This is a genomic window from Eubacterium sp. 1001713B170207_170306_E7, assembly GCF_015547515.1.
Lineage (GTDB): Bacteria > Bacillota > Clostridia > Eubacteriales > Eubacteriaceae > Eubacterium.
The window spans coordinates 441,038-464,917 of the sequence record NZ_JADMVE010000004.1; the positions used below are offsets into that span (position 1 = coordinate 441,038).

General features: G+C 48.0%; 21 protein-coding genes and 2 tRNA genes. 12 read left to right on the forward strand and 11 right to left on the reverse strand.

Annotation, left to right across the window (positions count from 1 at the left end):
• Window positions 1-69: 69 nt before the first annotated feature.
• Window positions 70-2,691, reverse strand: coding sequence for a glycoside hydrolase family 3 C-terminal domain-containing protein (locus I2B62_RS12635; protein ID WP_195269425.1), 2,622 nt, complete (start codon window positions 2,689-2,691; stop codon window positions 70-72).
• Window positions 2,692-2,710: 19 nt separating this feature from the next.
• The gene (gene proC, locus I2B62_RS12640; RefSeq protein ID WP_195269426.1) at window positions 2,711-3,520 is read right to left on the reverse strand and encodes a pyrroline-5-carboxylate reductase; all 810 of its coding nucleotides are present in this window, start codon (window positions 3,518-3,520) and stop codon (window positions 2,711-2,713) included.
• Window positions 3,521-3,701: 181 nt separating this feature from the next.
• On the opposite strand from proC, the gene I2B62_RS12645 reads away from it, so the two are divergent.
• From I2B62_RS12645 to I2B62_RS12665, 5 genes are all read left to right on the forward strand, one after another.
• Window positions 3,702-4,445, forward strand: coding sequence for an ABC transporter ATP-binding protein (locus tag I2B62_RS12645; protein WP_195269427.1), 744 nt, complete (start codon window positions 3,702-3,704; stop codon window positions 4,443-4,445).
• Window positions 4,446-4,454: 9 nt separating this feature from the next.
• Window positions 4,455-6,416, forward strand: a complete 1,962-nt coding sequence (locus I2B62_RS12650) for an FtsX-like permease family protein (protein ID WP_195269428.1) — start codon at window positions 4,455-4,457, stop codon at window positions 6,414-6,416.
• 553 nt (window positions 6,417-6,969) lie between these two features.
• Window positions 6,970-7,452, forward strand: a complete 483-nt coding sequence (locus I2B62_RS12655) for an NUDIX hydrolase (protein WP_195269429.1) — start codon at window positions 6,970-6,972, stop codon at window positions 7,450-7,452.
• Window positions 7,453-7,925: 473 nt separating this feature from the next.
• Window positions 7,926-9,479, forward strand: a complete 1,554-nt coding sequence (locus tag I2B62_RS12660) for an ATP-binding protein (RefSeq protein WP_195269430.1) — start codon at window positions 7,926-7,928, stop codon at window positions 9,477-9,479.
• Window positions 9,460-10,074 (forward strand): response regulator transcription factor, encoded by a 615-nt coding sequence (locus I2B62_RS12665; protein WP_195269431.1) that lies wholly within the window; start codon window positions 9,460-9,462, stop codon window positions 10,072-10,074. The genes I2B62_RS12660 and I2B62_RS12665 overlap by 20 nt, the downstream gene beginning before the upstream one ends.
• Window positions 10,075-10,108: 34 nt before the next feature.
• Here I2B62_RS12665 and I2B62_RS12670 read toward each other — a convergent pair whose 3' ends face one another.
• From I2B62_RS12670 to I2B62_RS12690, 5 genes are read right to left on the reverse strand one after another with little or no spacing between them, the layout of a single operon-like run.
• Window positions 10,109-10,255, reverse strand: coding sequence for a hypothetical protein (locus tag I2B62_RS12670; protein ID WP_195269432.1), 147 nt, complete (start codon window positions 10,253-10,255; stop codon window positions 10,109-10,111).
• Between the two features lie 9 nt (window positions 10,256-10,264).
• Window positions 10,265-11,422, reverse strand: coding sequence for a uroporphyrinogen decarboxylase family protein (locus I2B62_RS12675; RefSeq protein ID WP_195269433.1), 1,158 nt, complete (start codon window positions 11,420-11,422; stop codon window positions 10,265-10,267).
• A 25-nt stretch (window positions 11,423-11,447) separates the two neighbouring features.
• Entirely contained in the window at window positions 11,448-12,824 is a 1,377-nt protein-coding gene (locus I2B62_RS12680; RefSeq protein ID WP_195269434.1) for an MFS transporter, read from the reverse strand.
• 31 nt (window positions 12,825-12,855) lie between these two features.
• Window positions 12,856-13,002, reverse strand: a complete 147-nt coding sequence (locus I2B62_RS12685; protein WP_195269435.1) for a hypothetical protein — start codon at window positions 13,000-13,002, stop codon at window positions 12,856-12,858.
• Between the two features lie 10 nt (window positions 13,003-13,012).
• Entirely contained in the window at window positions 13,013-14,170 is a 1,158-nt protein-coding gene (locus I2B62_RS12690) for a uroporphyrinogen decarboxylase family protein (protein ID WP_195269436.1), read from the reverse strand.
• 197 nt (window positions 14,171-14,367) lie between these two features.
• Between I2B62_RS12690 and I2B62_RS12695 the strand changes: the two genes are divergently transcribed.
• From I2B62_RS12695 to I2B62_RS12705, 3 genes are read left to right on the forward strand one after another with little or no spacing between them, the layout of a single operon-like run.
• Window positions 14,368-15,030: a TetR/AcrR family transcriptional regulator gene (locus I2B62_RS12695; RefSeq protein WP_195269437.1), complete on the forward strand. Its 663-nt coding sequence runs from the start codon at window positions 14,368-14,370 to the stop codon at window positions 15,028-15,030.
• 21 nt (window positions 15,031-15,051) lie between these two features.
• Window positions 15,052-16,143 carry a 3'-5' exonuclease gene (locus I2B62_RS12700; RefSeq protein WP_195269438.1) on the forward strand — a complete coding sequence of 364 codons (1,092 nt, stop codon included), beginning with the start codon at window positions 15,052-15,054 and terminating at the stop codon, window positions 16,141-16,143.
• A 16-nt stretch (window positions 16,144-16,159) separates the two neighbouring features.
• Entirely contained in the window at window positions 16,160-16,438 is a 279-nt protein-coding gene (locus tag I2B62_RS12705; protein WP_195269439.1) for a hypothetical protein, read from the forward strand.
• Between the two features lie 141 nt (window positions 16,439-16,579).
• Here the strand turns inward: I2B62_RS12705 and I2B62_RS12710 are convergent, their stop codons facing one another.
• The gene (locus I2B62_RS12710; RefSeq protein WP_195269440.1) at window positions 16,580-17,071 is read right to left on the reverse strand and encodes an isochorismatase family cysteine hydrolase; all 492 of its coding nucleotides are present in this window, start codon (window positions 17,069-17,071) and stop codon (window positions 16,580-16,582) included.
• 113 nt (window positions 17,072-17,184) lie between these two features.
• Here I2B62_RS12710 and I2B62_RS12715 point away from each other — a divergent pair, with 113 nt between their 5' ends.
• Entirely contained in the window at window positions 17,185-18,117 is a 933-nt protein-coding gene (locus tag I2B62_RS12715) for a YafY family protein (protein WP_195269441.1), read from the forward strand.
• A gap of 157 nt (window positions 18,118-18,274) precedes the next feature.
• Here the strand turns inward: I2B62_RS12715 and I2B62_RS12720 are convergent, their stop codons facing one another.
• Complete coding sequence (locus I2B62_RS12720; RefSeq protein WP_195269442.1) at window positions 18,275-19,168, reverse strand: ribokinase; 894 nt, start codon at window positions 19,166-19,168, stop codon at window positions 18,275-18,277.
• A gap of 158 nt (window positions 19,169-19,326) precedes the next feature.
• On the opposite strand from I2B62_RS12720, the gene I2B62_RS12725 reads away from it, so the two are divergent.
• From I2B62_RS12725 to I2B62_RS12735, 3 genes are all read left to right on the forward strand, one after another.
• Window positions 19,327-20,205 (forward strand): putative ABC transporter permease, encoded by an 879-nt coding sequence (locus I2B62_RS12725; protein ID WP_195269443.1) that lies wholly within the window; start codon window positions 19,327-19,329, stop codon window positions 20,203-20,205.
• Window positions 20,206-20,288: 83 nt separating this feature from the next.
• A complete protein-coding gene (locus I2B62_RS12730) occupies window positions 20,289-22,478 on the forward strand; it encodes a DNA topoisomerase III (protein ID WP_195269444.1) in 2,190 nt (729 codons plus the stop codon).
• 45 nt (window positions 22,479-22,523) lie between these two features.
• The gene (locus tag I2B62_RS12735; protein ID WP_195269445.1) at window positions 22,524-23,375 is read left to right on the forward strand and encodes an Mbeg1-like protein; all 852 of its coding nucleotides are present in this window, start codon (window positions 22,524-22,526) and stop codon (window positions 23,373-23,375) included.
• 90 nt (window positions 23,376-23,465) lie between these two features.
• Here the strand turns inward: I2B62_RS12735 and I2B62_RS12740 are convergent.
• Together I2B62_RS12740 and I2B62_RS12745 are read right to left on the reverse strand one after the other, a co-directional pair.
• Window positions 23,466-23,540 (reverse strand) — tRNA-Gly (locus tag I2B62_RS12740).
• A 111-nt stretch (window positions 23,541-23,651) separates the two neighbouring features.
• Window positions 23,652-23,736 (reverse strand) — tRNA-Leu (locus tag I2B62_RS12745).
• Window positions 23,737-23,880: the final 144 nt, after the last annotated feature.

Genomic DNA, 23,880 nt, shown 5'->3' on the forward strand with positions numbered 1-23,880 from the left:
CCAAACTAAAATCCGCTTTGCTTCTCTGTACAGCATAACACCTGGAGTCCACTTCAAGTCAAGCAAAATTTATTTTTCTTCTTTTTTATCTTTTTTAATGCGCCTCAGCTCTTCATCAATGGTGGTCAGCAGGCTGTATGGATAGTATTCATCTGGGATCAGCTTCTGCACCTTGCGCATGGTAACCCCCATACTGATGATCATGTCCATAATTTCGCCCTTCATGTACTCATCGGGACAGTATTTGGCCAGCACAGCCCTGGTTTCAGGATTTGCCATCAGATCACGGACTGAGCAGTCGACCGTATAAAAATCACTGTCATCTTTTTTGCCGAAGATTCCCTCCAGCATGGACTGGAACCAGTTTTTTCTTTCCGCTTTATCTTCGAAAAGACAGCGAATGTCAAAAGTCTCACTGTCGTCCTCGCCATTGACAAACTCCAGAATCCGGTTCACGCTTTTATCGCTCAGCAGTCCGTTGGTAAAGGTCACGATTTTGGAAACCGGGGTGCCGTGGAGCATGGTCATAAAAAAGGCATCCTCGGTATCAATGGCCTGCCCTGTCACATTCTGGAACTGGGACATGATGACCTCGATCACCTGCCGTCCCCTCGGATTTGCCATAAAATCGTCCATATAAGAATAGCGCGTAAGCTTTGGCAGCGGCGGCTTTGGCAGCGCAACCTCAGCTTCGAGACGGATATCCCGGCTCGAGGCGCCAATGGAAATCCGGTGCAGGCCCTCTTCCTGTGTCCACGCGTTGGTGGTTGGATTAAAATAAGTAAAGTCGTCCTGAGACAGCTCAAAGGCCACGACCTTCTCCTCGCCGGGTGCCAGTGCAATTTTAGTAAAGCCCCTGAGCTCCCGTACCGGACGCTGGACTTTTCCGTCCGACTTTCCGGTATAAAGCTGAACCACTTCCTTGCCCGCGCGCGCTCCGGTATTCTTTACCCGGCAGCTGGCCAGCACTGTGCCGTCATCCGAGGCCGATGCCTTCATATCACTGTACTCAAAGCGGGTATAGCTGAGCCCGAAGCCAAAGGGGTGGCGGACCGGCCGGTCCACATAGTCGTAATAGCGGTATCCCACAAAAATACTCTCGCCGTAGTTGACGCAGTCCTCTGTGCCGGGAAAGTTAATATAGGCAGGCGTATCCTCAAGACGCATGGGGATGGTCTCCGCCAGCCGCCCCGACGGACTGACCCGTCCAAAAAGAATATCCGAAACCGCCGCGCCTACAGCCTGTCCGCCAAGCCAGGCTTCCAGAACTGCCTTTGGCTGGCTCTCAAATTCCAGGTCTACCACACCGCCGTTAAACAATACGACAACCGTATTGGGCTGTTTCTCACAGACAAGCCGGATCATCTCCAGCTGGTTCTCCGGCAGCTTAAGGGATGTCCGGTCATAGCCCTCCGACTCCAGCTTATCCGGCAATCCGGCAAACACCACCGCCACATCGGCTTTTCCAGCTGTTTCCGCTGCTTCCAGTACAATTCTTTCATGTTTTTCGTCGGAGCTGTCCGAATAGCCCTGGGCGGTCAGCAGCTTAACCCGGCCTTCGGTCTCGTTCACAATGGCGTCGTAGGGCGCCTCAATCCGGTAGGGGTTGATCTTTGAGCTTCCTGAACCCTGGTACCTGGGGTCAAAAGCCATTTTCCCGATAACGGCAATTCTTCTCAGTCCCTCACAATCAAGGGGCAGGAGATTTTCTTCGTTTTTGAGCAGCACCATGCTCTCAGCCGCAACGCGCCGGGCAATCAGATGCTGCGCGTTGACATCCACCGCCTGCGGTGTCCCGGCTGCCTGACGGTTTTCCTCCGCTTCAAGGGCAAAGGCAATCAGGCGCTCTGCCATCTCGTTGAGCTTTGTCTTTTTAAGTTTACCTTCCTTGACGGCATCAAAGATTTTTTTGTCATTCACACCGCCGCTTCCGGGCATTTCCAGGTCAAGACCGGCCTTTACGCCTTTCACACGGTCGTAAACAGCGCCCCAGTCTGTCATCACAATGCCCTCAAAGCCCCATTCGTTTCTCAGGATTTCGGTCAGAAAGCGCTTATTCTGAGATAAGAACTCGCCGTTTATGCTGTTGTAGGAGCACATAACCGCCATTGGCTTTCCCTGCTTAACCGCAATTTCAAAGCCTTTCAGATAGATCTCACGCAGAGCGCGTTCATCAATCAGCGCGTCGACGGTCATTCGGTGTGTTTCCTGATTATTCCCCAGGAAATGCTTTAAGGTCGCTCCAACATGCTCCTGCCGGGCGCCCTCCACAAAAGCCTTTGCCAGGTGGCCGGACAGGTAAGGATCCTCCGAATAGTACTCAAAATTCCGGCCGCACAGAGGCGAACGCTTGATGTTCAGACCGGGGCCTAAAATCAAATCCACACCGGCCATACGGGCCTCCTGCGCAACCGCCGCGGCCATTTCCCGGATCAGCTCCTCATCAAAGCTGCAGGCCGCAAGGGCGGCCGGAGGAAAGCAGGTGGCCGGGGCGCTGCCGCCCACACCGATCTTACCCTCTTCGTTCTTCACCTCAACCCGCAGGCCGTGAGGGCCGTCAGACATTACGACCTTGGGGATTCCAGGCTCCTCATAGGATTTCGTTTCCCAGTTGTTTTCACCGGAGCAGAGCGATGTCATCTGCTCCAAATTCAGTTTTCTTCTCAATTTAGTAATTAAAGAAGAATCCATGCTCAAAACCTCTTTTCGTTTATTTCTTCAGTAAGCTGATGGACTTGAGTGCGCACGCGTCGACCGCTGAGATGACAGCGTCCCTGAAGCCTGAAGCCTCCAAGGCGCGCACCGCCTCAATGGTCGTGCCGCCAGGTGTGCAGATCTGGTCCTTTAAAACCGCCGGATGCTCTCCTGTCTCCAGCACCAGCTTTGCCGCGCCATATACGGACTGGGCTGCCAGACGGTAAGCCTGATCCCTTGGAAAGCCGTGCAGCACCCCGCCGTCGGCCATGGCTTCAATCAAAAGCATGGTGTAAGCCGGAGCGGAGCTGGCGATGGCCGGCACCACATTCATCAGCTTTTCGCTGATGATCTCGACCTTGCCAAAGCTTTTAAAAATCGTCGTGACCGCATCAATATCCTGCTCTGTCATTAAATCATCCGGACAGATCGTAGAGTCGGACTCACCGACAAAGGCAGGCGTGCTCGGCTGTGTCCGGACCACCTTAGTATCCATACCCAAAATATCCTTAACATCACTAAATTCCACGCCCACTGCGATCACAATCACAATCACACCCTTTTTGATGTGACCGGCAATCTCCCGCAGGACATCGGCATAGACAAAGGGCTTAACCGCCAGCACCAGATAGTCGGCTTTGCCGGCTACCTGGATATTGGATTCGGCTGTCCGGATACCGAATTTTTCACTCACCTTCTGGCGCTGTGCTTCCGATGGATCATAGGCGATAATATGATCGCCGCTAAAAAGTCTGCTGTTTACCACACCGCCGATCATGGCCTGAGCCATATTGCCGCATCCAATAAAACCAATTATTTCTTTCATTACTAACCCTCCGTCAGTTCAATTATTTCTAAATTGTAAACCCAAAAACTCAATTACACCTTTATTTTAAACCTCTTTGGCCCTTTATACAAATAAAAAATATGCGCTTTTTACTCATTCTTTCCTTTCCTGTTCACCGTATAATAAAAACCAGCTTATTAAAAACAAGGAGAACAAAACCATGTCTGTTTTACTGAACGCACAAAATCTGACAAAATACTATGATAAAAACCAGCCGCCAGCTCTAGATCACGTCTCATTCAAGGTCGCCTCCGGCGAGTTTCTGGGGATTATGGGCGCCTCGGGCTCTGGAAAAACCACGCTGCTCAATGTCCTTTCCACCATTGATGTCCCCTCCGAGGGGCGTATCACCCTCGGCGGTGTTGATATTCAGGACCTGAAGGACAACGCTGCCGCCGACTTCCGGCGTGACCGACTTGGGTTTATCTTTCAGGAATATTTTCTGCTCGACAGCCTGACTGTGCAGGAAAACATCGCCGTACCGCTGACGCTCATCGGCACTCCAGCCCACAAGGTTGACACAATGGTTCGGAAGCTGGCAGCGCGTTTTGGCATTGCCTCTTTCCTGAACAAGTATCCCGCCCAGCTTTCCGGCGGACAGCGCCAGAGAACTGCCGCCGCAAGGGCTTTGGTTAAGAATCCGGCCATCCTCTTTGCTGACGAGCCCACAGGGGCTCTGGATTCCGCCTCGGCCGCCGCGCTGCTGACAAAGCTCAGCGAAGTAAACGTCGATCTTAAGACCACCATTCTCATGGTGACTCACGACGCCTATGCCGCCAGCTTTGCAAACCGGATCCTTATCTTTAAGGATGGCCGTATCGTCAGGGCATTACACCGCAAGGATCAGACACCTGCCCATTTTCACAGCCAGATTCTTGCCGCTGTCTCAGCCTTAGGACAATAGGAGGCTTTTATGAAACTCTTTTTTCTTGCCTGTAAAAACCTGAAACAAAATTATGGCTTCTATCTGCTGTATTTTCTATCAGTCACCCTCGTTCTCGCTGTCTACAGCTGCTTTAAAGCCTTTTCCATGAATACCTTAATCCTGGAAAAAATATCTGAGGACGGACGGGTCGAGGCCATGACCAGCGTGGTCTCCGTTATTCTCATGGCCTTTGTTCTGTTCTATATGGTCTATTCCAACAGCTTCTTCACAAAGCGGCGCATGGGAGAGCTCGGTGTCTACGCTCTGCTCGGCTTTCGAAAGACCCGAGTCATGGGCCTGCTCTTCTTTGAAAACCTTCTGATCATCTCTGCTGCTCTGCTCTCCGGCCTTTTCATCGGCAGCCTTCTCCACAAGGGTGTGGTTCTTCTGCTTTCCGCCTTTCTGGATTTGAAAATTGATCTGTCGTCCGTTCTGCTTTTTAATCCTGACGCCCTGCTGCAAACCACGCTTTTCATCGCTGCTGTTCTGCTTTTTCTGCTCTTGTCAAACGGCGCCATTTTAAGAAAGGTCCGTATTTTATCAATGGTGAGACTTGAGAAGAAAAGCGAAAAGCCCCTGAAACTGAGCCCCGTATCCGCTGGTATGGGACTGGTATTCCTGGCTTCTGGCTACGGTCTGGCCTTCAATATTACCGCCGGTGTCCGTTCACTCTGGGTAACTGTTGGATTTCTGCCCATGGCAGGGCTGACTTTTCTTCTCGTAACCATCGGAACGGTTTTCTTTATACGCTCCTTTCTGCCCTTTGGCGTCCAGAGTATCCGCCGGTGCGAAAAATGGTTTTACAGACCCGACACCATTGTGGTTTTACCAAAATTTGTGCACCGCATCCGCAGCAACGCGCGTATGCTCATTTTGCTCACCCTGCTCTCCGCCGCCACCCTTGGTATACTGGGCTCCACGCTCTGCACCTACTCCTTTTCAGAGCAGGGGCTTTCCAGAATCACACCCGCTGCCCTTGAGTTTCCCGGAGAAAACCAACAAAAAGTGTCCGAAGCCCTCGATCTCATCCGCCGCTGCCATGCCCAGGAAGATTATCAGGTCATTGAAACCCGTCTGCTCCTCGCCGCCTCCGATTCGCCGGATCTTCCGGATTTTGAGTACGCCCGAAAAAACAACGGCGCACACTTTGCCCTTATGCGTCAGTCCGACTACAACCGCCGTATGACCGCCATGAAAAAACCCGTTATTTTGTCCCTCTCCCAAAATGAAGCGGTCCTCGTCCGCTATCTAAGCGGCAGCGATCCGCTTGCCGGCACCGTCTATGATCTGACCCTGCCAGACGGAGCCACACAGCGCATCCAAATAGATAGAACCACCCTGGAGAATGCCACTGGCTTTGCCAACGAAGGCGTGGGAACGCTCATTGTCTCAGATGCCCTCTACGCCGTTTTGGCTCAGTCAGGCCTAGAAGCGGCCTCTGTTGTCAGTATTTTTGGCGGCAGCCTGTCAGAGGATTCCGCCACCGCCCAAGCTCTTGCGCCGCTTTTCGAGGGTGACTACCGTTTTGCCAGCGCCTGTCTTAAAAAGGATGAATTTTTGATCGCCAGCAGCCCAAACCTGCTTTTAACCGCCTTTGGCGCATTGATATTCTTTATTGCCATGGGCTGTATCCTTTATTTTAAAAGCCTTTCTGACACCCGCTATGACCTGAAGGATTTCGAGATTTTAAAAAAGCTGGGCTATCAAAAAAAGGCGCTGCACCGGATTATCGGAAAACAGAACCTGATTCTTTTCAGCATTCCCTGCGTTCTCGGTGGACTGCACAGCTTTTTTGCCTTGCAGTGCTACAATGCCCTTATGCCGCAAATCATCAGCGGTACAGCCCTTCTGCAGCCTTTTATACTGTCCTATGCGCTGTACCTGCTCGTTTTTGCACTGTACTATATCCTCACACAATTGGCCTGCTGCCACGTCGCAGACAATGCCTGAATTATGCTATAATAAAAAATAGTGGAATGGTTTATGTAGGGGGGGATGCCCACAGCCCGCCGAAACCCGCATGAATACTGTATTACTGCGACTTTTTGCATTCTCATGTGGGTAGCTTCAAAAGGTACTTTGACGCTTTTTTGACGCCCGCACTCCGTGAGGACTTATAAAAAGGATTAAGAAGATATGAGGAAATAGACTCCATTTGGGAGCAAAAAACTGCTTTTCCCCGTGCCACGTTGGAAATTCATTTTCGTTCCTTTCCATTCCCCTTTTTGAAGTTGAAAACTTCCGTAGCAAGCATAGGAAGAGGGTACCCTCTTCCCAAAAATGACTTATTGCGAATGCTCCCAAGCCCTCTTTGCTTTTTACAAATGCCTAGCCGTGAGAATATGCCAAACGAAGTGGAACTTCAGTTGGAAATAATGTACAATAAGAATTCACAGAGGCATTGATACACTGTGCCAGCCGATAGCCTTCAGTTGGAAATAATGTACAATAAGAATGAAAATTCAACAACGTAAGCTTATATTTTGCAAAAGGAGGAAATTATATGTCTGATATATTGTTTAAGACCGACGATTATGTGTTTTCGTATCGAGTAGCTGGCATCTGTATACAAAATGGCAAGGTTCTTCTTCAAAGGCCCACAAACGACAGTGGATTCTCTTTTCCTGGAGGACATGTTGCGTTTGGGGAAACAAATAAAGAAACGCTAATGCGTGAATTCAAAGAGGAAATTGGCGCTGATATTTCAGTTAGTGAATTAAAATGGGTTGGCGAAATTTTCTTTTCATGGGGAGGAAAGCTTTGTCATCAGATTTGCTTATATTATACAGTTGTAATTGAAGATGGAGATACACCAAAAAAAGGCATATTTATGGCACAAGAACAGCTTGAGGGCCGAAATTTTGAGATTGAATTTCACTGGGTTCCGATTGATAAATTAAGTGATATTGAAATATATCCTACAAATGCAAAACAACTCTTGGAAAATCTCGATGACAGTGTTCAACATTTTGTTTATCGAGAATAATGGCGGCCGTTTTGGTGCTGGCAGAGCCAGCCGCCCTTGTTAACGATAAAATGAACGGACTGCGCCCGTGTTGACAAGCCCATCTGTCCCCCGCCTATGTGGTTAATCAAGCGAGCGAAAGCAATGAGTGCTTTCGCTCACTACTAATTACTGGGGTAGCATGTTCCCAAGTAGAGCGTCACAAGTGCAGCATTCATGCAGCCTTGCAGGTGCGAAAATGAGTCGACAAGGGTTTATGTTCCCACACCTCAAAATGCCGTTCTACCGCGTAACAATTCATTTCTATGTTGACGCTTTTTTGACGCCCGCGCTTACAAAGAGAAGAGATAAAGAGATATAAGCGGATTTAAGACAATACGTGAAAGAACCTGTATTCAAGCCATTTTGCGGCGAAACTTATAAACACGTTTAAGAAGTTACGAGGCTATTTTGACTATTCAACCAATAAAAAAAACATCAGAAAGGAGGCTCCCATGAAAAACCACTATCTCAACTCACAGCTGCTGCTTATGATCAACCAACTGCTTCTGACCGTTTTTTTATGCTGGGAGTTCCGGCTTCATCTGGATTTTGGCGCTGATGCGCTGATGCCCATGGCTGTCATTTTTCTGACAGATCTCGGCGCCGTCCTCATCCAGCTTCAAAACTACCGCAGCAATGCCTTTTTAAGGCGCTACACTCTGGTTCTGGTCTTTATCACCTGGTGTATGCTTTTCCTGAGGCTGGAGCTCCGGGTTTTCGCAGACCTCGGCCTCCTGCTCTATGCGCTTCTGCCGCTGGTTCTATCCTGGTTCTTCCTGAATTTTATTTTTCAGGACTCTGCCTACACGGGCAGGCGGCCCATTCTGTATCTTCAGCTGGCACTTGCCCTGCTGACACTGGTAAATCTTCCAAACCCCCGCCTCTTTAATCTGCTTCTGGCTGTTCAGTGGCTGTTCAGCACCGGAGCCTTTGGCACCATTCTTCTGGTTAACAGAAAAAGAAGCCGGTACTTTTTCAGACAGGAGCGCCGCAGTCTGCTGATTTCTATGCTGCTGATCCTCTTTCCCGCGGTTTTTTACAGCCTTGCTTTCAGGCACAGCCCTGTCTTTCTGTCCAACACTGGGCTCTATGTTCTTATAGGCCTGCCGCTTATCAGCGTTCAAAGGATTTTAAAAAACAGCCGGGAGAGCGCCGCCACTGGCCGTCCTCCTGTGGCCTCCTTGTCCCTCCTCGCCCTTGGTGCAGCGGCTGTCCTGTCGCTGCTCGGCTGGTTTTTCTCGCTGCCGCTCATCGCCATTTTTATTTTGCTGCACACAGCCCTTTGCTTTGTCCTGCTCTGTTATTTTTACACCACCTATCAAACGCTGTCGCATTCCGGCAGAAATACCGCCGCGCTTTACAGGGACCCTCTCATCTGGCTTAACCGGGAGGAGCGCCTGAAAAAAGCATTTTCAGACTATCTGCACGACGCAGTCCTTCAGGATCTTTTATCTGTCAAAAACCTGACTGCCAAAGCGGACCGTCCCGAGATCAGAGCCTTGATCACCAGCACCCTGGATCAGCTTAACACCTCGATCCGCAATGAAATGCAGGAGTACTCACCGGCGCTGCTGCGTTCAATGACACTGAAGGAAAACTACGAAAGGCTGCTGGAAGGCATTGCTGAAACCTACCCTTTAAGAAAGGTGCAGGTTCAGCTGGTCTGTCCGGATGACCTCTTTCTCATCGAGCCCTACAACCGCATTGTTTTCCGTCTGATAAAAGAGCTGGTGAACAACGCGTACAAGCACTCTGACGCGGCAGAAATCAGCGTCAGCTTAACACTGAAAGACCGCTGCATCCGCCTGTCTGTCCTCGACAACGGAACCGGCTTCACTGCGCTGCCTGCCGACCTTTTCAACCACAAGGGCCTTGTTTCTGTTTCCGAGACCCTCACCGCGGCCGGCGGCGAGCTGCGAATCACCCCAAACCAGCCCTCCGGCCTCTGCGCCACTGCGCTTCTCCCCGTGAAAGGAGATATTTCCTATGAAAATTTTATTGATTGATGACCACGCCCTTTTTGCCAAAAGCCTTGAAATTGTTTTGGAGGATGCGCCCGAAATCGAGGACTTCACAACGCTTCAGGATCCATCGGAGGCTGCCGCACAGATACGCCGGCTTCAGCCGGACATGCTTCTCCTCGATATCAACCTCGACACGGTCAGCAATGAGGACGGCATCACGCTGGCTTCCAGCCTTAAACAGGAATTTCCCGGCCTGAAGCTTGTATTCTTAACCGGCTATGACCTGCCCGTTTACCGCCACGCCGCCGAAAAGCTGGGCGCCTGCGGTTTTTTAAACAAAAATCTTGATCCTGACAAGCTGCTCGAAAGCCTGATTCAAATTGACAGGGGCGCCCTTGTTTTTCCCAGAACAGCCGAGTACATCGAGGAGCTGACCGCAACAGAAACAAAGATTCTACAGCTTTTGTCTGAGGGGTATAAGCGCAGAGCCATCGCTGACAGGCTTTACTCCAGTGAGCGTACAGTTTCAAACCACATCCAGCATATTTTTGACAAGCTCGGCGTTTCTTCCTCTCTCGAGGCTGTTACAAAAGGCATAAAGCTGGGCTATATCCGCCCCTCTTTCCATAAAAAATAAGCCTGACCCACAACGGGATCAGGCTTATTCTACGCTACATCAGCATAAACATGGCAAAGCTGAACATCTGCTCCTCAAGCCCCTGGAAGGTATCCTCCGCCATGGGAATATCCTCCGCAGCGATGCCGTATTTTTCCATATTTTCGTCTAAATTATTGTAATACTCTGATTGAATATCCATTTCTGCCTCCTAATAAACCGCGTATTCCTTCACAAAGCGCAGCAGCGCCTGATATTTATCAATTTCCACATCACTGACCCTGAGAATGGATTTGTCCAGGCTGAAGATATAACGCCCTCCGGGCGCCAGCACATCAATGATCTCTTTAGCCTTATCCTGAATTTCATCCATTGTTCCTGTTTTCAGCATCGACAGCGGATAGAAGCCGGTCAGTATAAACTTATCTCCCAGCTTTTCCTTAAAGACCTTCGGGTCTCCGAACTCCGCCATCAGCTGACACCCTGCGGGCAGCTCACGAATATAGTCGAGAAAGCGCGTGAAATCATGTTCAAGGAAAATTGAAACGTTCGTATTGGTCTTTACCAGCTCTTCCACGAGCTTTTTAAAGGTTGGCCAGTAAAAGCGCTCAAAATCCTTTTCTTTCATATAGGGCGCCATGTGCAGCGGGATCATACAGCCGCCCGCCTTTTCTGGTGTCCCCTTGGCGCCAGCCTTGATCATCAGCGGCAGGATGGCCTCACAGGCTGCCACCACCTTGTCCGGTACGCGGCGGATATCCATCATCATACCCGTGAAGGATCTCAGCAGGTCCGCTATAAAATCAAAGGGGGCGTCTGTCTGGGCGAAAGGGCCGCCTAGATTTGACTTGCCGTATTTCAGGCACAGCCCGTTTTTCGCTGCCCCTATCTGCCCCATGGTGCTGTAAAAGGTGTGAAAGCCCTTGGCCAGTGCTGACGAGGATAAGGGCCATGGCCTGTCCAGCTCTGTATAAAGTCTGGGAATCACGCAGTCCCACAAAAATTTGTAGGGCTCTGCGATCAGCGCATCGTATTCCTTCGGGTCCATGGCCGCAATCTCAGGGTGCTGTAAAAAGCCATCTGCGCCCATCACAAAGTGCCGCGCCCCCAAAATTTTATAAAAATGTGCAAACCGAACCGCGGTTACGCCGAGATTGTCACTCTCAAAATCCTGGGCGGCCCTCTCCATGGCGCCGATCAGATATTTTACGTCATACTGGTGTTTATTAAGGTCGTATCCGGCGTACTCTAAGGCCGCCGCGCCATCCATGTTCAGATTGATGGGCACCCGCTTTGGTATTTTACCGGCGCGCACGTCCGTATAAAGCTCATTGCGCTCTTCTGTCATTTTCTGTAAATTACTCTCCATTTGTCTCCCTCTGTTCCACCTGGAATTATTTTTTCCGGCTCATAATTGTTTCACGCATTTCCGGCAGCTCTTTTTCATTGATATTGTAGAAAAACAAGAACACAATACCAACCAGGAGTAAACCTGCCGGCAGCAGCATTGAAATCATGTTAATGCCGCTTACCACCTGAGTCGTTGGTTCAACCCCGGCCTGGAATCCTGTTGACGCCAGCCCAAAGGCCGCAATACTGGTCGAAAAGACCGCAGCGACCTTAATGGACAGCTGGAATACACTGAAAATAGCCGCCCTGGCATTCTTGCCGGTTCTGTATTCGCCGAAATCCACAATGTCCGCATACATGGCAGTATTCACAACATTCCCAAGGGAGTAGCCAAGGTACCCGATGGATGCCAGCACGGTCACCAGTGTCGGATTCCCGCTGTTTAAGAACATCAGCACAAAGCACACGGCCATCACGGCATTACCACACATATAGGTTGTTCTCTTGCTGAGCTTTTTGGTGATAAACGGTACCAGTGTCGCCCCAATAAACAAAAGAATATTGACGGAACCGAAGAACACCGCGACCTTGGCCGGGTCATTGACCACATATTTAAAGAAATACGGGAACATTGAAAATACCAAAAGACTGGCCAGAATCCGGGTAACATCGGTCAGGAAAAGGAGCAATAGCGGCCGTGTTGTCACGATCTGCCTGAGCATATCCCTTACGGAAGGCCCGTTATTCTTTGCATCCTTGATTTCTTCCTTGCTGCTCATCACCTTACGGTCCTTGGTTGCAAAGAAAAGGGTCAGATAGGTAAAGACGATCATCAGCCCCACCAAAACAGCTGTCACCAAGAAACCCTGTTCCGTATAAGCGTCCGCGCCGCCGAAGAAGTAAATCATCGGGATCAGTGTCCAGCCGGCAATAATTTTACCGATGGCAGCCCCCTGGCCGCGGAAGGTAGAAAGCTGTACCTTTTCCTTTGGATCGTCGGTCAGCGATGAGTTCATGGACGTATAGCCAATGTAAGCCACATTTGTTGAGATGCAGAACACAGCATAGACGACTGCGCCTACCGCAATCAGTGCTACCTGGGGCAAAAAGCTCAGATTCACAAATAAAATCGCGTTGGTGATAAAAATACAAATCGCACCGATAAACAGCCATGATCGGTACTTGCCCCATGGCAGATGGCTTTTTTCGATAAAAGGTCCCAAAATCGGAACACTGATGGTGTCGATAATCCGCCCTACGGTCATAATAATCCCTGCCGTTACCGCTGAAATACCCGCGACGTCGGTAAAAAAGATCAGCAGATAGGAATTTGACAAGGTTACCATCATCTGGAATCCAACATCCGCAAAGCCATAGGAAAATTTCACAAAATTACTCAGTTTTCCTCTCGTATCATTCATTATTTTTTCTCTCCCTCTCTCCCATTTTCTTTCATATCAGCAGCTTGATGATAAATCCAAACAGTTTTTCCTGTGTTGCCTGCCAGTAGGACTCCAGGTAAGCGTTGTCCTCATAATCCAGACCGTTGGCCTCACAATACTCTTCCCAGCTCGCCAGATAATTTACTTCCTGATTCATAATTGACCTCCTAGTATTTTCCATAATCTTCCACAAAATCGTACAACGCCTTAACATTTTCAGGGGTTCCGTCGTTGGGATAGGTAATGCCCTTGGAAACCGTGAAAATATAGCCGCCACCCGGCGCCAGAATATCCATCTGCTTTTTGGCTTCATCAATGACTGCCTGCCGTGTTCCGTACTGCAGCAATGATACATCGTAGCCGCCGGTAATGCACATGACCTTACCCAGCTTGTCCTTGGCCAGCTGATGGTCCATGTATTCAAAAACGCCAAGTATACGGCCTTTTGGTAAGTCCTGAAGATAGTCATAGTAGCGCGTCCAGTCCCCTTCAAAATAAATGCGCATATACTGTCCTCTTACGGCCATTCGTTCCACCAGCGTTTTAAAGCTTGGCCACCACAGCTTCGCGAAGTCCTTTTCCCGCATAAATACCGGCATATGGAGCGGCATACTGATCAGCTTGCCTGGCACTGCCGGAAGCTGCGCTGCCAGGCGGTCCATCAGCGGCATAACCGCCTCGGCGGCTGCCGCCACCTTTTCTGGCTGTCTCCGGATATCCATGGTCATGGCCGAAAAGCCGCGGATCATATCTGCGATATAGTCCATCGGCGCCTCGACAAGGCCGCCGCCTGTCAGTGGCAGTCCATATTTTTGGCTCACCCGGGCCGCCTCCATCAAAATCGGCGTGTTCATATCATTCTGAATATTCATGGCCCGTACCAGTGAAAGACCACCGCCGCCGTTATCCGGATCTAAAGCTTTGTAAACTCTTGGCAGAATCTTGTCGACAATACATTTAAAAGGATCTGCGATCAGCGCATCATATTCCTCTGCTTTCATGCAGCAGACCTCCGGATGCTGCATAATGCCTGTTTTCCCCTCACTGAAGCTCTGTGATTGTAAAGATTTGTAAAATAAAGGATTTCTTGAAAACAAAAACGGTGCCGTATCTGTGGCAAAATCCTGGGCCAGCTTTTCCATGGCCTCCCCCATGATCTGAGGATTAACCGTAGATCCCTTAATCGGATAACCCGCGTAAACAATGGCCCAATACTCTCCAAACCGCGTCTCATGAGGTACTCTGTCTGGCTGCTCGAGCTTCACAGCCTGGATATAACGCTGTTCTCTTTCCTCATACAACTTCATTACGTTCGCATCACTCATAATTTCCCCTCCATATTTTTGAATATAAAATAATATATTCAATTTTATATTCAACATGATACATCGTAACCGTTTTTTTGTCAAGCGTTTTATCTTAAATTTATTTTTTTTACAAAATAACATTTTCAACCTTTAAATCGTGCGGTTTGTAAACAATTATGTTATAATAGTTAAAATAGTTTAAAATCGAGGATACTATGGCACAATATAAAAATGGCATTGAAACAAAAAAAAGAATTTTACAAACTGCAAAGGAGCTTTTTTATGAGCATGGTTACCGCCAGACAACCATTGCAATGATCGCTGAAAAGGCGGAAATACCCGTCGGGCTGGTCAATTATTATTACAAAAAAGAAGCTCTGGTTGGCAATATCTATCACGAATTTATCCTTGCGATCAATGAAATGGTTGAGGCGCAGCTCTCTGAGCAGCTGGAAAACCATCTTCAAAAGCATATTTTGTTCAATCATATTTTTTATATCAAAATTTTTGAAGACTCAGCCAGCAAAAGCCTCTACGAGCTCCTTCTGACCAAGGATCTGGTCTTAAAAGAGACTCATCAGTATGTGCGGGAGTCCATGATGGCCGTTATTTCAGAATTTAACCTGCACATCCAGAAGGAAGTTTTTCAGAAGCTGATGATTGCTGAATACGGCGCGAGAAAATACCTTTTAAAAGACTGCTTTGAAACGCTGGACCCTTCAAAATCAAAGAATTTTATCAACTTTCTGGCAACCATCACGGTGCGGTTGGCCGGTGTTGACACAAATATTATTGAAAAGAATTTAAAAAAAGCGGACAGACTTCTCAAACTTCTCGATACATCTGACATCAGCTTTTTAGTTAACCAAGACTGCTAATTGATATTAAGGACATTTATCATGAAATCTATGCTATGCCAATTTAAAAAAGTTCAGACAAAACCCCTTCCTCATATTCTTAAAGTGATGAACATCAGCGAAAAAAAGCTTTTTGAACTCTTTGAAATGTGGATTAATCAGGGAAACATCACACCTGTTCATCCGGTTTTTAAAGAGCTCAAGAAAAGGCGCGACGCCGAAATCAAGAGAAAACGCCAGGAAAAACAGGAGCTTGAGCTTTTAAAGTACAAGGAGCTGCGCCAGCGGAAATACTCAAACAAACAAATCGCGAGAGAAATGCACTACCCCTATGACAAGCTCAATTCCTTTTTGAAAAAATGGTACAATACTCTCCGGCGCCAAGGTCTCAGCAACGAGGCCATCGCCATAGAATTAAACGCCAGCAAAGCTGAGCTGAAGCCCATTATCCTGGCCTATGAAGAACGTCAGCGCATGCATGAGGAAATGCGCAAGCGCCGTATTGCGGAAAACAAACGCTATGCCCGAACCCATCTCAAGCGTATCCGCGAAGACCTGAAAGGACCCTCCGAATACTTTATTTTTGATACTGAGGCTGTCCAGTGCCCGGATGAGCTCATCGAGATTGCCGTCATTGACTGTAAAGGCGCCACGGTGTATAACAGCCTGGTAAAGCCCAGCCATAAAATCAACTGGCGCATCAGCTCGCTTACCGGTATCACCAACCAGATGGTGATGGACAAACCCTCCATTCATCAGGTTATGCGCGACCTGCACGACCTTATTGCCGGAAAAACACTCATGTCCTGGGGCATTGACTATGACTCTATCCTGCTGAAAAAATCCACTGACTTCACCGGTATCGACCTTGACTGCAAATTCTGCTGCGCCCAAAAAATTCATATGGGGCTGGTGGAAGACATCAATCAAATCGCGCTCCAAAGGGCAGCTGACTGTGATATGCAGAACCACCGCGCGCTGGACGACTGCAAGCTTGTACTGGATGTGCTCAGAAAAGATATCGACATAATTGACAGCAAGTCACCTAACTTCAAGCCGCGCACCGCTTCCGAAAGCAACAGCGCCAGCACGATCTTTGTTCCGAGACCGGAACCACTGGCTGCAACTACCTAGAGAAAGGAACCGATTCATGGACAACACAGAAAAACTGGCCTACGCCTACCCCGCTGTTTTTACACTTAAGAGTGAAAATGAGATCACCTTTGGTTTTCCAGACCTTGACGTTAAGGATATTCCCATAAAGGCCGGGGATCTCCCAAACGCTTTTGATATCGCGGCGGACGTTTTGGGTAAATGGATAAACGAATGCTTTATTTTGGAAAAACCGCTTCCCGAGGCCACAGCTTTAGAGAATCTCGAACTGACCCCTGATCAGAAGGGGCTTTGGATTGAAATTGTCGAAGCATAAAAACCTCTTGGCAAAGTAACCAAAAGCAGGCGCACCTTTAAAAGGGTACGCCTGCTTTTTCGTTCTGGCAGCTAAAGTATGCTCCACATAAAGCGCACAGCATTGAGCCAAAAATGCCGCTGCAGCTAAAATGTAAAATGTTTAATTTGACAGATCCTCTAAACAAATGATTTTACTGCCCTTACTTTCATAATAGCGCAGCATCTCCTCTATTTTCTTTTTGTCATAACTGGCAATGCAGTCTGAGAGTACGCTGACACCATAGTTCGCTTTGCGTAAATTGTAGCAGGTTGATTTAACACAGGCAACAGCATCTGCCCCCGCCAGGTAGAAATCACATATTTCATTTTCGCTGATAAATTCGGCAAACGCTTCACTGGTTAAGGCGTTTCCTTTGCATTTTGTAAAAATATTCTCTGACACGACTCTCAAATCTGGAGTTAATTCAGACCCATATGTATTGGGTTTAAAAGTCCTCGTGCCCGCTGATAAATTTTCATGTCTTATATAAACCACATGAATCTTATGATCGACTGCCCAATCAACCGCTTTATTGATATTACCAATAATCTCCTTATAATTCTTTGTTATGTCATTTTGAATGTCTATTATGACCAGGGCTTTCTTCTGCATCGCGTCTCCTCCTGACAGGTCAATTGATTTTTGTTTAATTATACCTTGTGATTGTTGACAGCAGCGTGTCAGCAATCTATAATGAAAAAAGAATTTTGGGAAGGCGGTAACCGATGAGAGTAGACAGGCTTGTCAGCATTATTATGATACTCCTTGATAAAAAACGGGTAGGAGCCCAGGAGTTAGCAGATATGTTTGAAGTTTCACCCCGCACAATCTACCGCGACATAGACGCGATCGGCATGGCAGGCATTCCTGTTCGCGGGGCATCAGGAGTAGGCGGCGGCTTTGAAATTATGGAGAACTATAAGCTTGATAAAAAGGTTTTTACAGCTGCTGACCTTTCCGCTATTTTGATGGGGCTTTCCAGTCTTTCCAATATTGTACGGGGTGAAGAGCTGGTAAACGCCCTTGCGAAAATCAAAAGCTTTATCCCGGCCGACAGAGCCAAAGACATTGAATTAAAGGCAAATCAAATTTGTATCGATTTAAGTCTGTGGATGGGTAACCAAAGCATACAGGCATATCTCGAGATTGTCAAAACGGCTTTGCAGGAAAGCCGCCTGCTTTCCTTTGAATATGCAGACCGTTACGGGAATAAGACCGTACGAACAGCCGAGCCTTATCAGCTTGTATTGAAAAGCAGTCATTGGTATTTTCAGGGCTATTGCCATATACGAAATGATTTTCGCTTATTCAGGCTGTCCCGCATATCAAGCCTGCAAATGAAAGCGGAAATTTTTACACCGCGGGATTATCAAAAACCACAGTTGGATTTTACGGATATTCTGGCAACGATGCAGATAAAAATCAAAATTCGTATTCATCACTCTGTAATGGACAGGGTCCTTGATTTCTGCTCTTATGAAGACTTGACGCCAGACGGTGATACGTATTATATTGCTCGTTTTCCTTTTATAGAGAACGACTTCTACTACAGTATTCTGCTCAGCTTTGGAGATAAATGCGAGTGCCTGGAGCCGTTACATATCCGCACAGAAATGAAACGCAGAATACAGGATATAGCTGCCTTATACCAAAGATAGTATATGGGCGCCGTCCCTCGCAGCTGCCACATCATGACCTGCAAAATAGAAAAACGGCACAGCCATAGCTGCGCCATTTTCCAAAAATAATCCGATGCCGTTTTATGGGTGCTCTGTCCCAGCGGGCTTTTCAAACCTATAACCGGTGTACGCTGTTTCAGCGTATACCATATTTCGCATCAACCTCTTCTTTTAAAGGAATTGACGGCGCGGCGCCCATCCGCGTGATACATATGGCCGAAGCCATTGTCGCTCTGCGAATAGCCTCATCATCATCCATCCCCGATTCGATTCCCGCCAGATAATAACCGGTAAACGTATCACCTGCGCCGGTGGTATCCACGACTTTTTCACATTCTGCCACAGGCTGCGCAAAGGTTTTGTCCGAATCCGCAAACATGGACCCGTCGCCGCCCAGGGTCAAAACAATTTTTGCCTTTGGAAAACGTTCCCTGAGGTCCGTAAGAATCTTTTCCGGGGTCTTTTCTCCGGTCAGCAGCCCGCCCTCAATCTCGTTGAGCAGAAAAATATCTACCAGCTCCAGCGGAAGGCCCAGGCAGGCACTGTCCATCGGCGACGGGTTCAGGGCAATTCTGGCGCCCTTCTCCTTTGCGGTCCGCATCATTTCCGCAATGGCGCTTGTTTCATTTTGAAACAGAACCAAGTCCCCCTCCCGCAGCGTTTTACCGACGCGCTCAACATAAGCGCTGTCCGGCATGCCGTTTGTTCCCCGATACAGAATAATGCAGTTTTCACCGCGTTCGTCCACCTGAATGACCGCGTGGCCATTTGTCTCTGGAACTCTTTCCAGCAATCCGACCTCTACGCCGCTTTCTTCCATGATATCAACCAGAAACTGAGCGTCCTCAGTCCCGGCAAAACCCGCGTGCCGTACCTCTGCGCCCGCACGTGCCAGCGCCACAGACTGGTTTAGGCCCTTTCCGCCCGGAAAAACCGAGCGTACCTTGGAGGATAGCGTTTCACCCGGGCTTACAATCCTTTCCATTGAGTAGACATAGTCGATATTTAAAGAACCAAAATTTACGATCATCTTTTCTGTCTCCTTTTTATCTTTTCTTCATTATATCGTGACTCACTTAAAATTCCAAATATTTTATTCTTGAGTAAATCTTGAAAAACTGTCAGTGTTAGCGGTTGTAAAATTATGGTATAATACTAGGGAATTACTTTTATAGAAAGGAAAACCGAATGTACTATAATTTATGCCTGCTTTTTACATACTTTTTTCTTTACGCTGTTATCGGATGGTGCTGTGAAGTTGTATTTTGCTCCATTCCAAAGAAAAAATTTATTAACAGAGGGTTTTTAAACGGTCCGTACTGTCCGATTTACGGGGTGGGTGCACTTATCATTGTCTCTATATTAGGACCATATATCAACGACCCTGTCAGCGTATTTTTTGTAGGTGTCGTCTCGACCTCTGTACTCGAATACGCTACAAGCTGGGCCATGGAAAAGCTTTTTCATGCAAAATGGTGGGATTATTCAAACCATAAGTTTAATATCAACGGACGCGTCTGCCTGAAAAACTCATTGCTTTTCGGCGTTATGGCACTTGCTCTCATGTACCTGGTGCACCCTTTTGTGGAGCGTATTATCTCACGATTTTCGCCTTTTTGGCTCGAGGTTGTGGCCACCTCCATTGCGGTGCTCATGATCGCCGACCTGATCACCTCTACTCTGGAAACCCTCAACTTCAAAAACAAGCTCAACCGTGTCTCTGAACTGGCGACCAGTGTTACCGACGACCTCAAGGAAAAAGGGATCGCGACAAAAGGCCAGCTTACCCAGAAGATTACCGATGTACGCAACGCCCAGCACGAGCTTCTCGAAAACGCAAAGGATGACGTTCAAAAGCATGTTGAGGAATTTGCCGGCCACTTGTCTGAAAAAGCCGCTTACCGCCGCTATTCACACAGCCGTATTATCAACGCTTTCCCGAATATGATCTCCAAGGATGATCCCGACTCCCTGAATCTGTACCGGGAAGCCATGCTGCACACGAAAAAAATCCGGAAGCTGCACAAAAAAGCAGAAAAACAGGCTAAAAAGTCTCAGGAAAAATAATTTAAACAATGCTATAATAAAAGCGGGCCGCATTGGTCCGTTTTTATCATTTTATCTATTGATTAATACAGAAAGGACTTTTTATGTCACAAAATAAAACCCTCGTTCTTGCGGAAAAACCTTCTGTTGGAAAAGATATTGCCCGCGTCCTGAAATGCAAAAATGGACAGAACGGTTATCTCGAAAACGAACGCTACATTGTTACCTGGGCTCTTGGCCATCTGGTATCCCTGGCCGATCCCGAAGCCTACGGTGAAAAATATCAAAGCTGGAATATGGAGTCCCTCCCCATGCTGCCGGAGCACATGAAACTGACCGTCTTAAAAGGCAGCGGAAAGCAGTATAAAATTGTTTCCTCTCTTCTCGGCCGTTCTGATGTAAAGGACATTGTCATCGCGACCGACGCCGGACGGGAAGGCGAGCTCGTGGCTCGGTGGATTCTTGACAAGGCGCACTGCAAAAAACCGATCAAACGCCTTTGGATCTCCTCTGTAACAGATAAAGCCATCTCCGAGGGCTTTAAACACTTAAAGCCCGGCGCCGAGTTCGATAATCTTTACCGCGCCGCACAATGCCGTGCCGAAGGGGACTGGCTTGTTGGCCTTAACATTACCCGGGCACTGACCGTCAAATACAACGCCCAGCTCTCAGCCGGACGCGTTCAGTCTGCAACGCTGAACATGATTGTTCAACGTGAGGAGGCCATCAAAAATTTCAAGCCCGTGCCTTATTACAATCTTCAGGTGAAAACGCCGCAGTTTACACTTACCTGGCAGGGGCAGCATGGTAAAAACATCAATTCAAAGGAAACCGCAGAAAAAATCCTTCAAAAGCTAAAGGGCAAATCCGCTGTTATCAGAGATATCAGTAAAAAGCCAAAAAAGAGCTACTCCCCGGGACTCTATGATCTGACAGAGCTCCAGAGAGATGCCAACCGTCTTTTCGGCATGAGCCCAAAGGAAACGCTGAATATCATGCAGCGTTTATATGAGAATCACAAAATTTTGACCTATCCCCGCACCGATTCAAAATACCTGACACAGGACATTGTTCCCACACTGTCCGAACGGCTCAAAACCATCTCCATCGGCCCCTATAAATCTGCTGTCAGCGAAATTTTGAAGCTCGGCATCCACACGAACAAAAGCTTTGTCGACGACCATAAGGTTTCCGACCATCACGCGATCATTCCAACCGAACAGCGCGTAATCCTGGCAAACCTGAGTACCGATGAACGCAGGATTTACGATCTGGTCATCAAGCGCTTTCTCAGTGTCTTTCTGCCACCTTACGAATATCTGCTGACGACGGTCACAGCCGATATTGCAGGGGAAGCCCTGACCGCAAAAGGACGTGAGATTGTAACCCTTGGCTACAAAAAAGTCTATGAAAATCAATCTGAGGAGGAGGACGAGGAGGACAACGAAGATCAGAAGCTTCCCTCACTCAAAAAAGGGGATTCCCTTCCTGTCTCTCAGGTTGTACTAAAAGAACTGGAAACTACCCCCCCGGCACGCTTTACAGAAGCCACGCTGCTGTCTGCCATGGAAAATCCTCAAAAGGTTGTAAAGGTTGATGCCATGGCTGCCAAAACCCTTGGTGAAACCGGCGGAATCGGAACCGTTGCCACCAGAGCGGATATTATCGAAAAATTATATAAAATGTTTGTGATTGAAAAGAAGGGCAACTCCCTCTATCCAACCTCTAAGGGCCGTCAACTTATCGACCTGGTGCCGCCCGATTTAAAATCCCCCCTCATGACCGCCAAATGGGAACGGCAGCTGGAATTGATCAGCAAAGGCAAGAGCGATCCCAACGCTTTTATCACCGATATCAAAGCCTACACCACCGAGCTGGTCAATGATGTTAAGAGCAGCAATGAAAAATTTGTTCATGATAATAAAAGCGGGCAAAAATGCCCGGAATGCGGAAAAAACCTGCTTGAAGTTAAAGGCAAATACGGCATGATGCTTGTGTGCCAGGACAGAGCCTGCGGCTACCGTGAAAATGTCAGTAAAAACACGAATATCCGCTGCCCCGAGTGCCATGTCAGGCTGGAGATCCGCGGCAAAGGAGACGGCGCCATTTATTTCTGCAAGCGCTGCGGCTTCAGAGAAAAGGTCTCCAGCTTTAACAAAAAACATTTTGACGGCAATCGAAAAAACAATAAGCGCGAGGCTCAGAATATTATGCGTAAAATGAAGAAAGAAAATCAGGAAGCCGTCAATAATCCCTTTGCGGAGGCACTGGCCAAGCTCAAGGATTCAGAATAGCTTACAAGGTTCTTAAAACACGTTATCAGAAAGGAGGCCCGTTCAATGCTCTGCCACAGCCAGTTAAACCTGCTCAGCCAGCTGACCGCTCTTCCCCTCCCGGTGAACGCCGGGGAGCTGCCCATCCGTGTTTCTGAAATGGTGGCGGTGCATCGCCGCCATTACCCTAAGCTGGCTGGCGATGCCGCCATGACGTCCAAGGAATGGCGCCATTCTCTTGAGCTTATCCAGGAGGATGACACACTGATGGCGCTTCAGATTCTCAGCCAGGCCGACGAACCCCGCAACGGGCTCTACGGTCTCTGTTTCAGCTCAGATTCGCCTGAAACGGGCATTATTACCTTTAGGGGAACAGTTGGCCTTGGCGGTTGGATCGATAACTATAAAGGCGCTTTTTCCGAGGAAACGGATCAGCAGAAAAGCGCCCTCAGCTTCTTTAAGCACTGTAAGGAGCGGTTTGGTTTTTCACATTTTGACTTGGCCGGCCATTCCAAGGGCGGTAACGACGCGCAGTATATTACCATTTTAAACGGCGAGCACATTCATCAATGTGTCACCTTCAACAGTCCCGGTTTCTCAGCTGATTTTATCGGAAAATACGATGGTCAAATCCAGGAAAACAGAGACAAAATCACTGCTTATGAAGGCGCCTATGACATCGTCAATATCCTGTTGACCAGCATTGCCGGAAAACGCCTGGTGATTGAAACCGGCTCTAAAACACCGAAAAACAATCACAAGCCTAATCATATTCTCGACGCACTTGGCAATATTGGACTCCCAGGAAAACGCCATCCTCTTTACAGCAGTATCCAAAATATGACGGTTGCCGTAACCTTTGCCGTATTCCAAGCCAAAAGAAACTTAAAACACAAAAACAAAAAAAATCCTGCATAAAACAGGATTTTTTTATTTTCTTTTTGGGCACAGATATTTTAATGAAAATAAAAAAACAGCCAGTGCTGTTAAAAGTCTCAAAAAATAAAATGGAGCGGAAGACGAGATTTGAACTCGCGACCCTCGCCTTGGCAAGGCGATGCTCTACCACTGAGCCACTTCCGCTTAACTTCGCTTGAACAATTTTCATCAGCGAACATATATTATTATAATCGCTTCCCTTTATTTTGTCAAGCACTTTTTTAATTTTTTTGATGCGTTCGTCTAAATTCAATATGGTGCGGATGAAGGGAGTCGAACCCCCACATCATTCGATACTAGATCCTAAGTCTAGCGCGTCTGCCAATTCCGCCACATCCGCATAATGCAGCGTTACTCAGACGAGCAAAGCATCTGTATGTAACGTGCTCAATTATAATAACAAATGACGCCACCCCTGTCAAGATTTTTTTAACCTTTTCCTCCCCGAATTTTTACATTCATGCATACAGATTCAGTCGTTCTC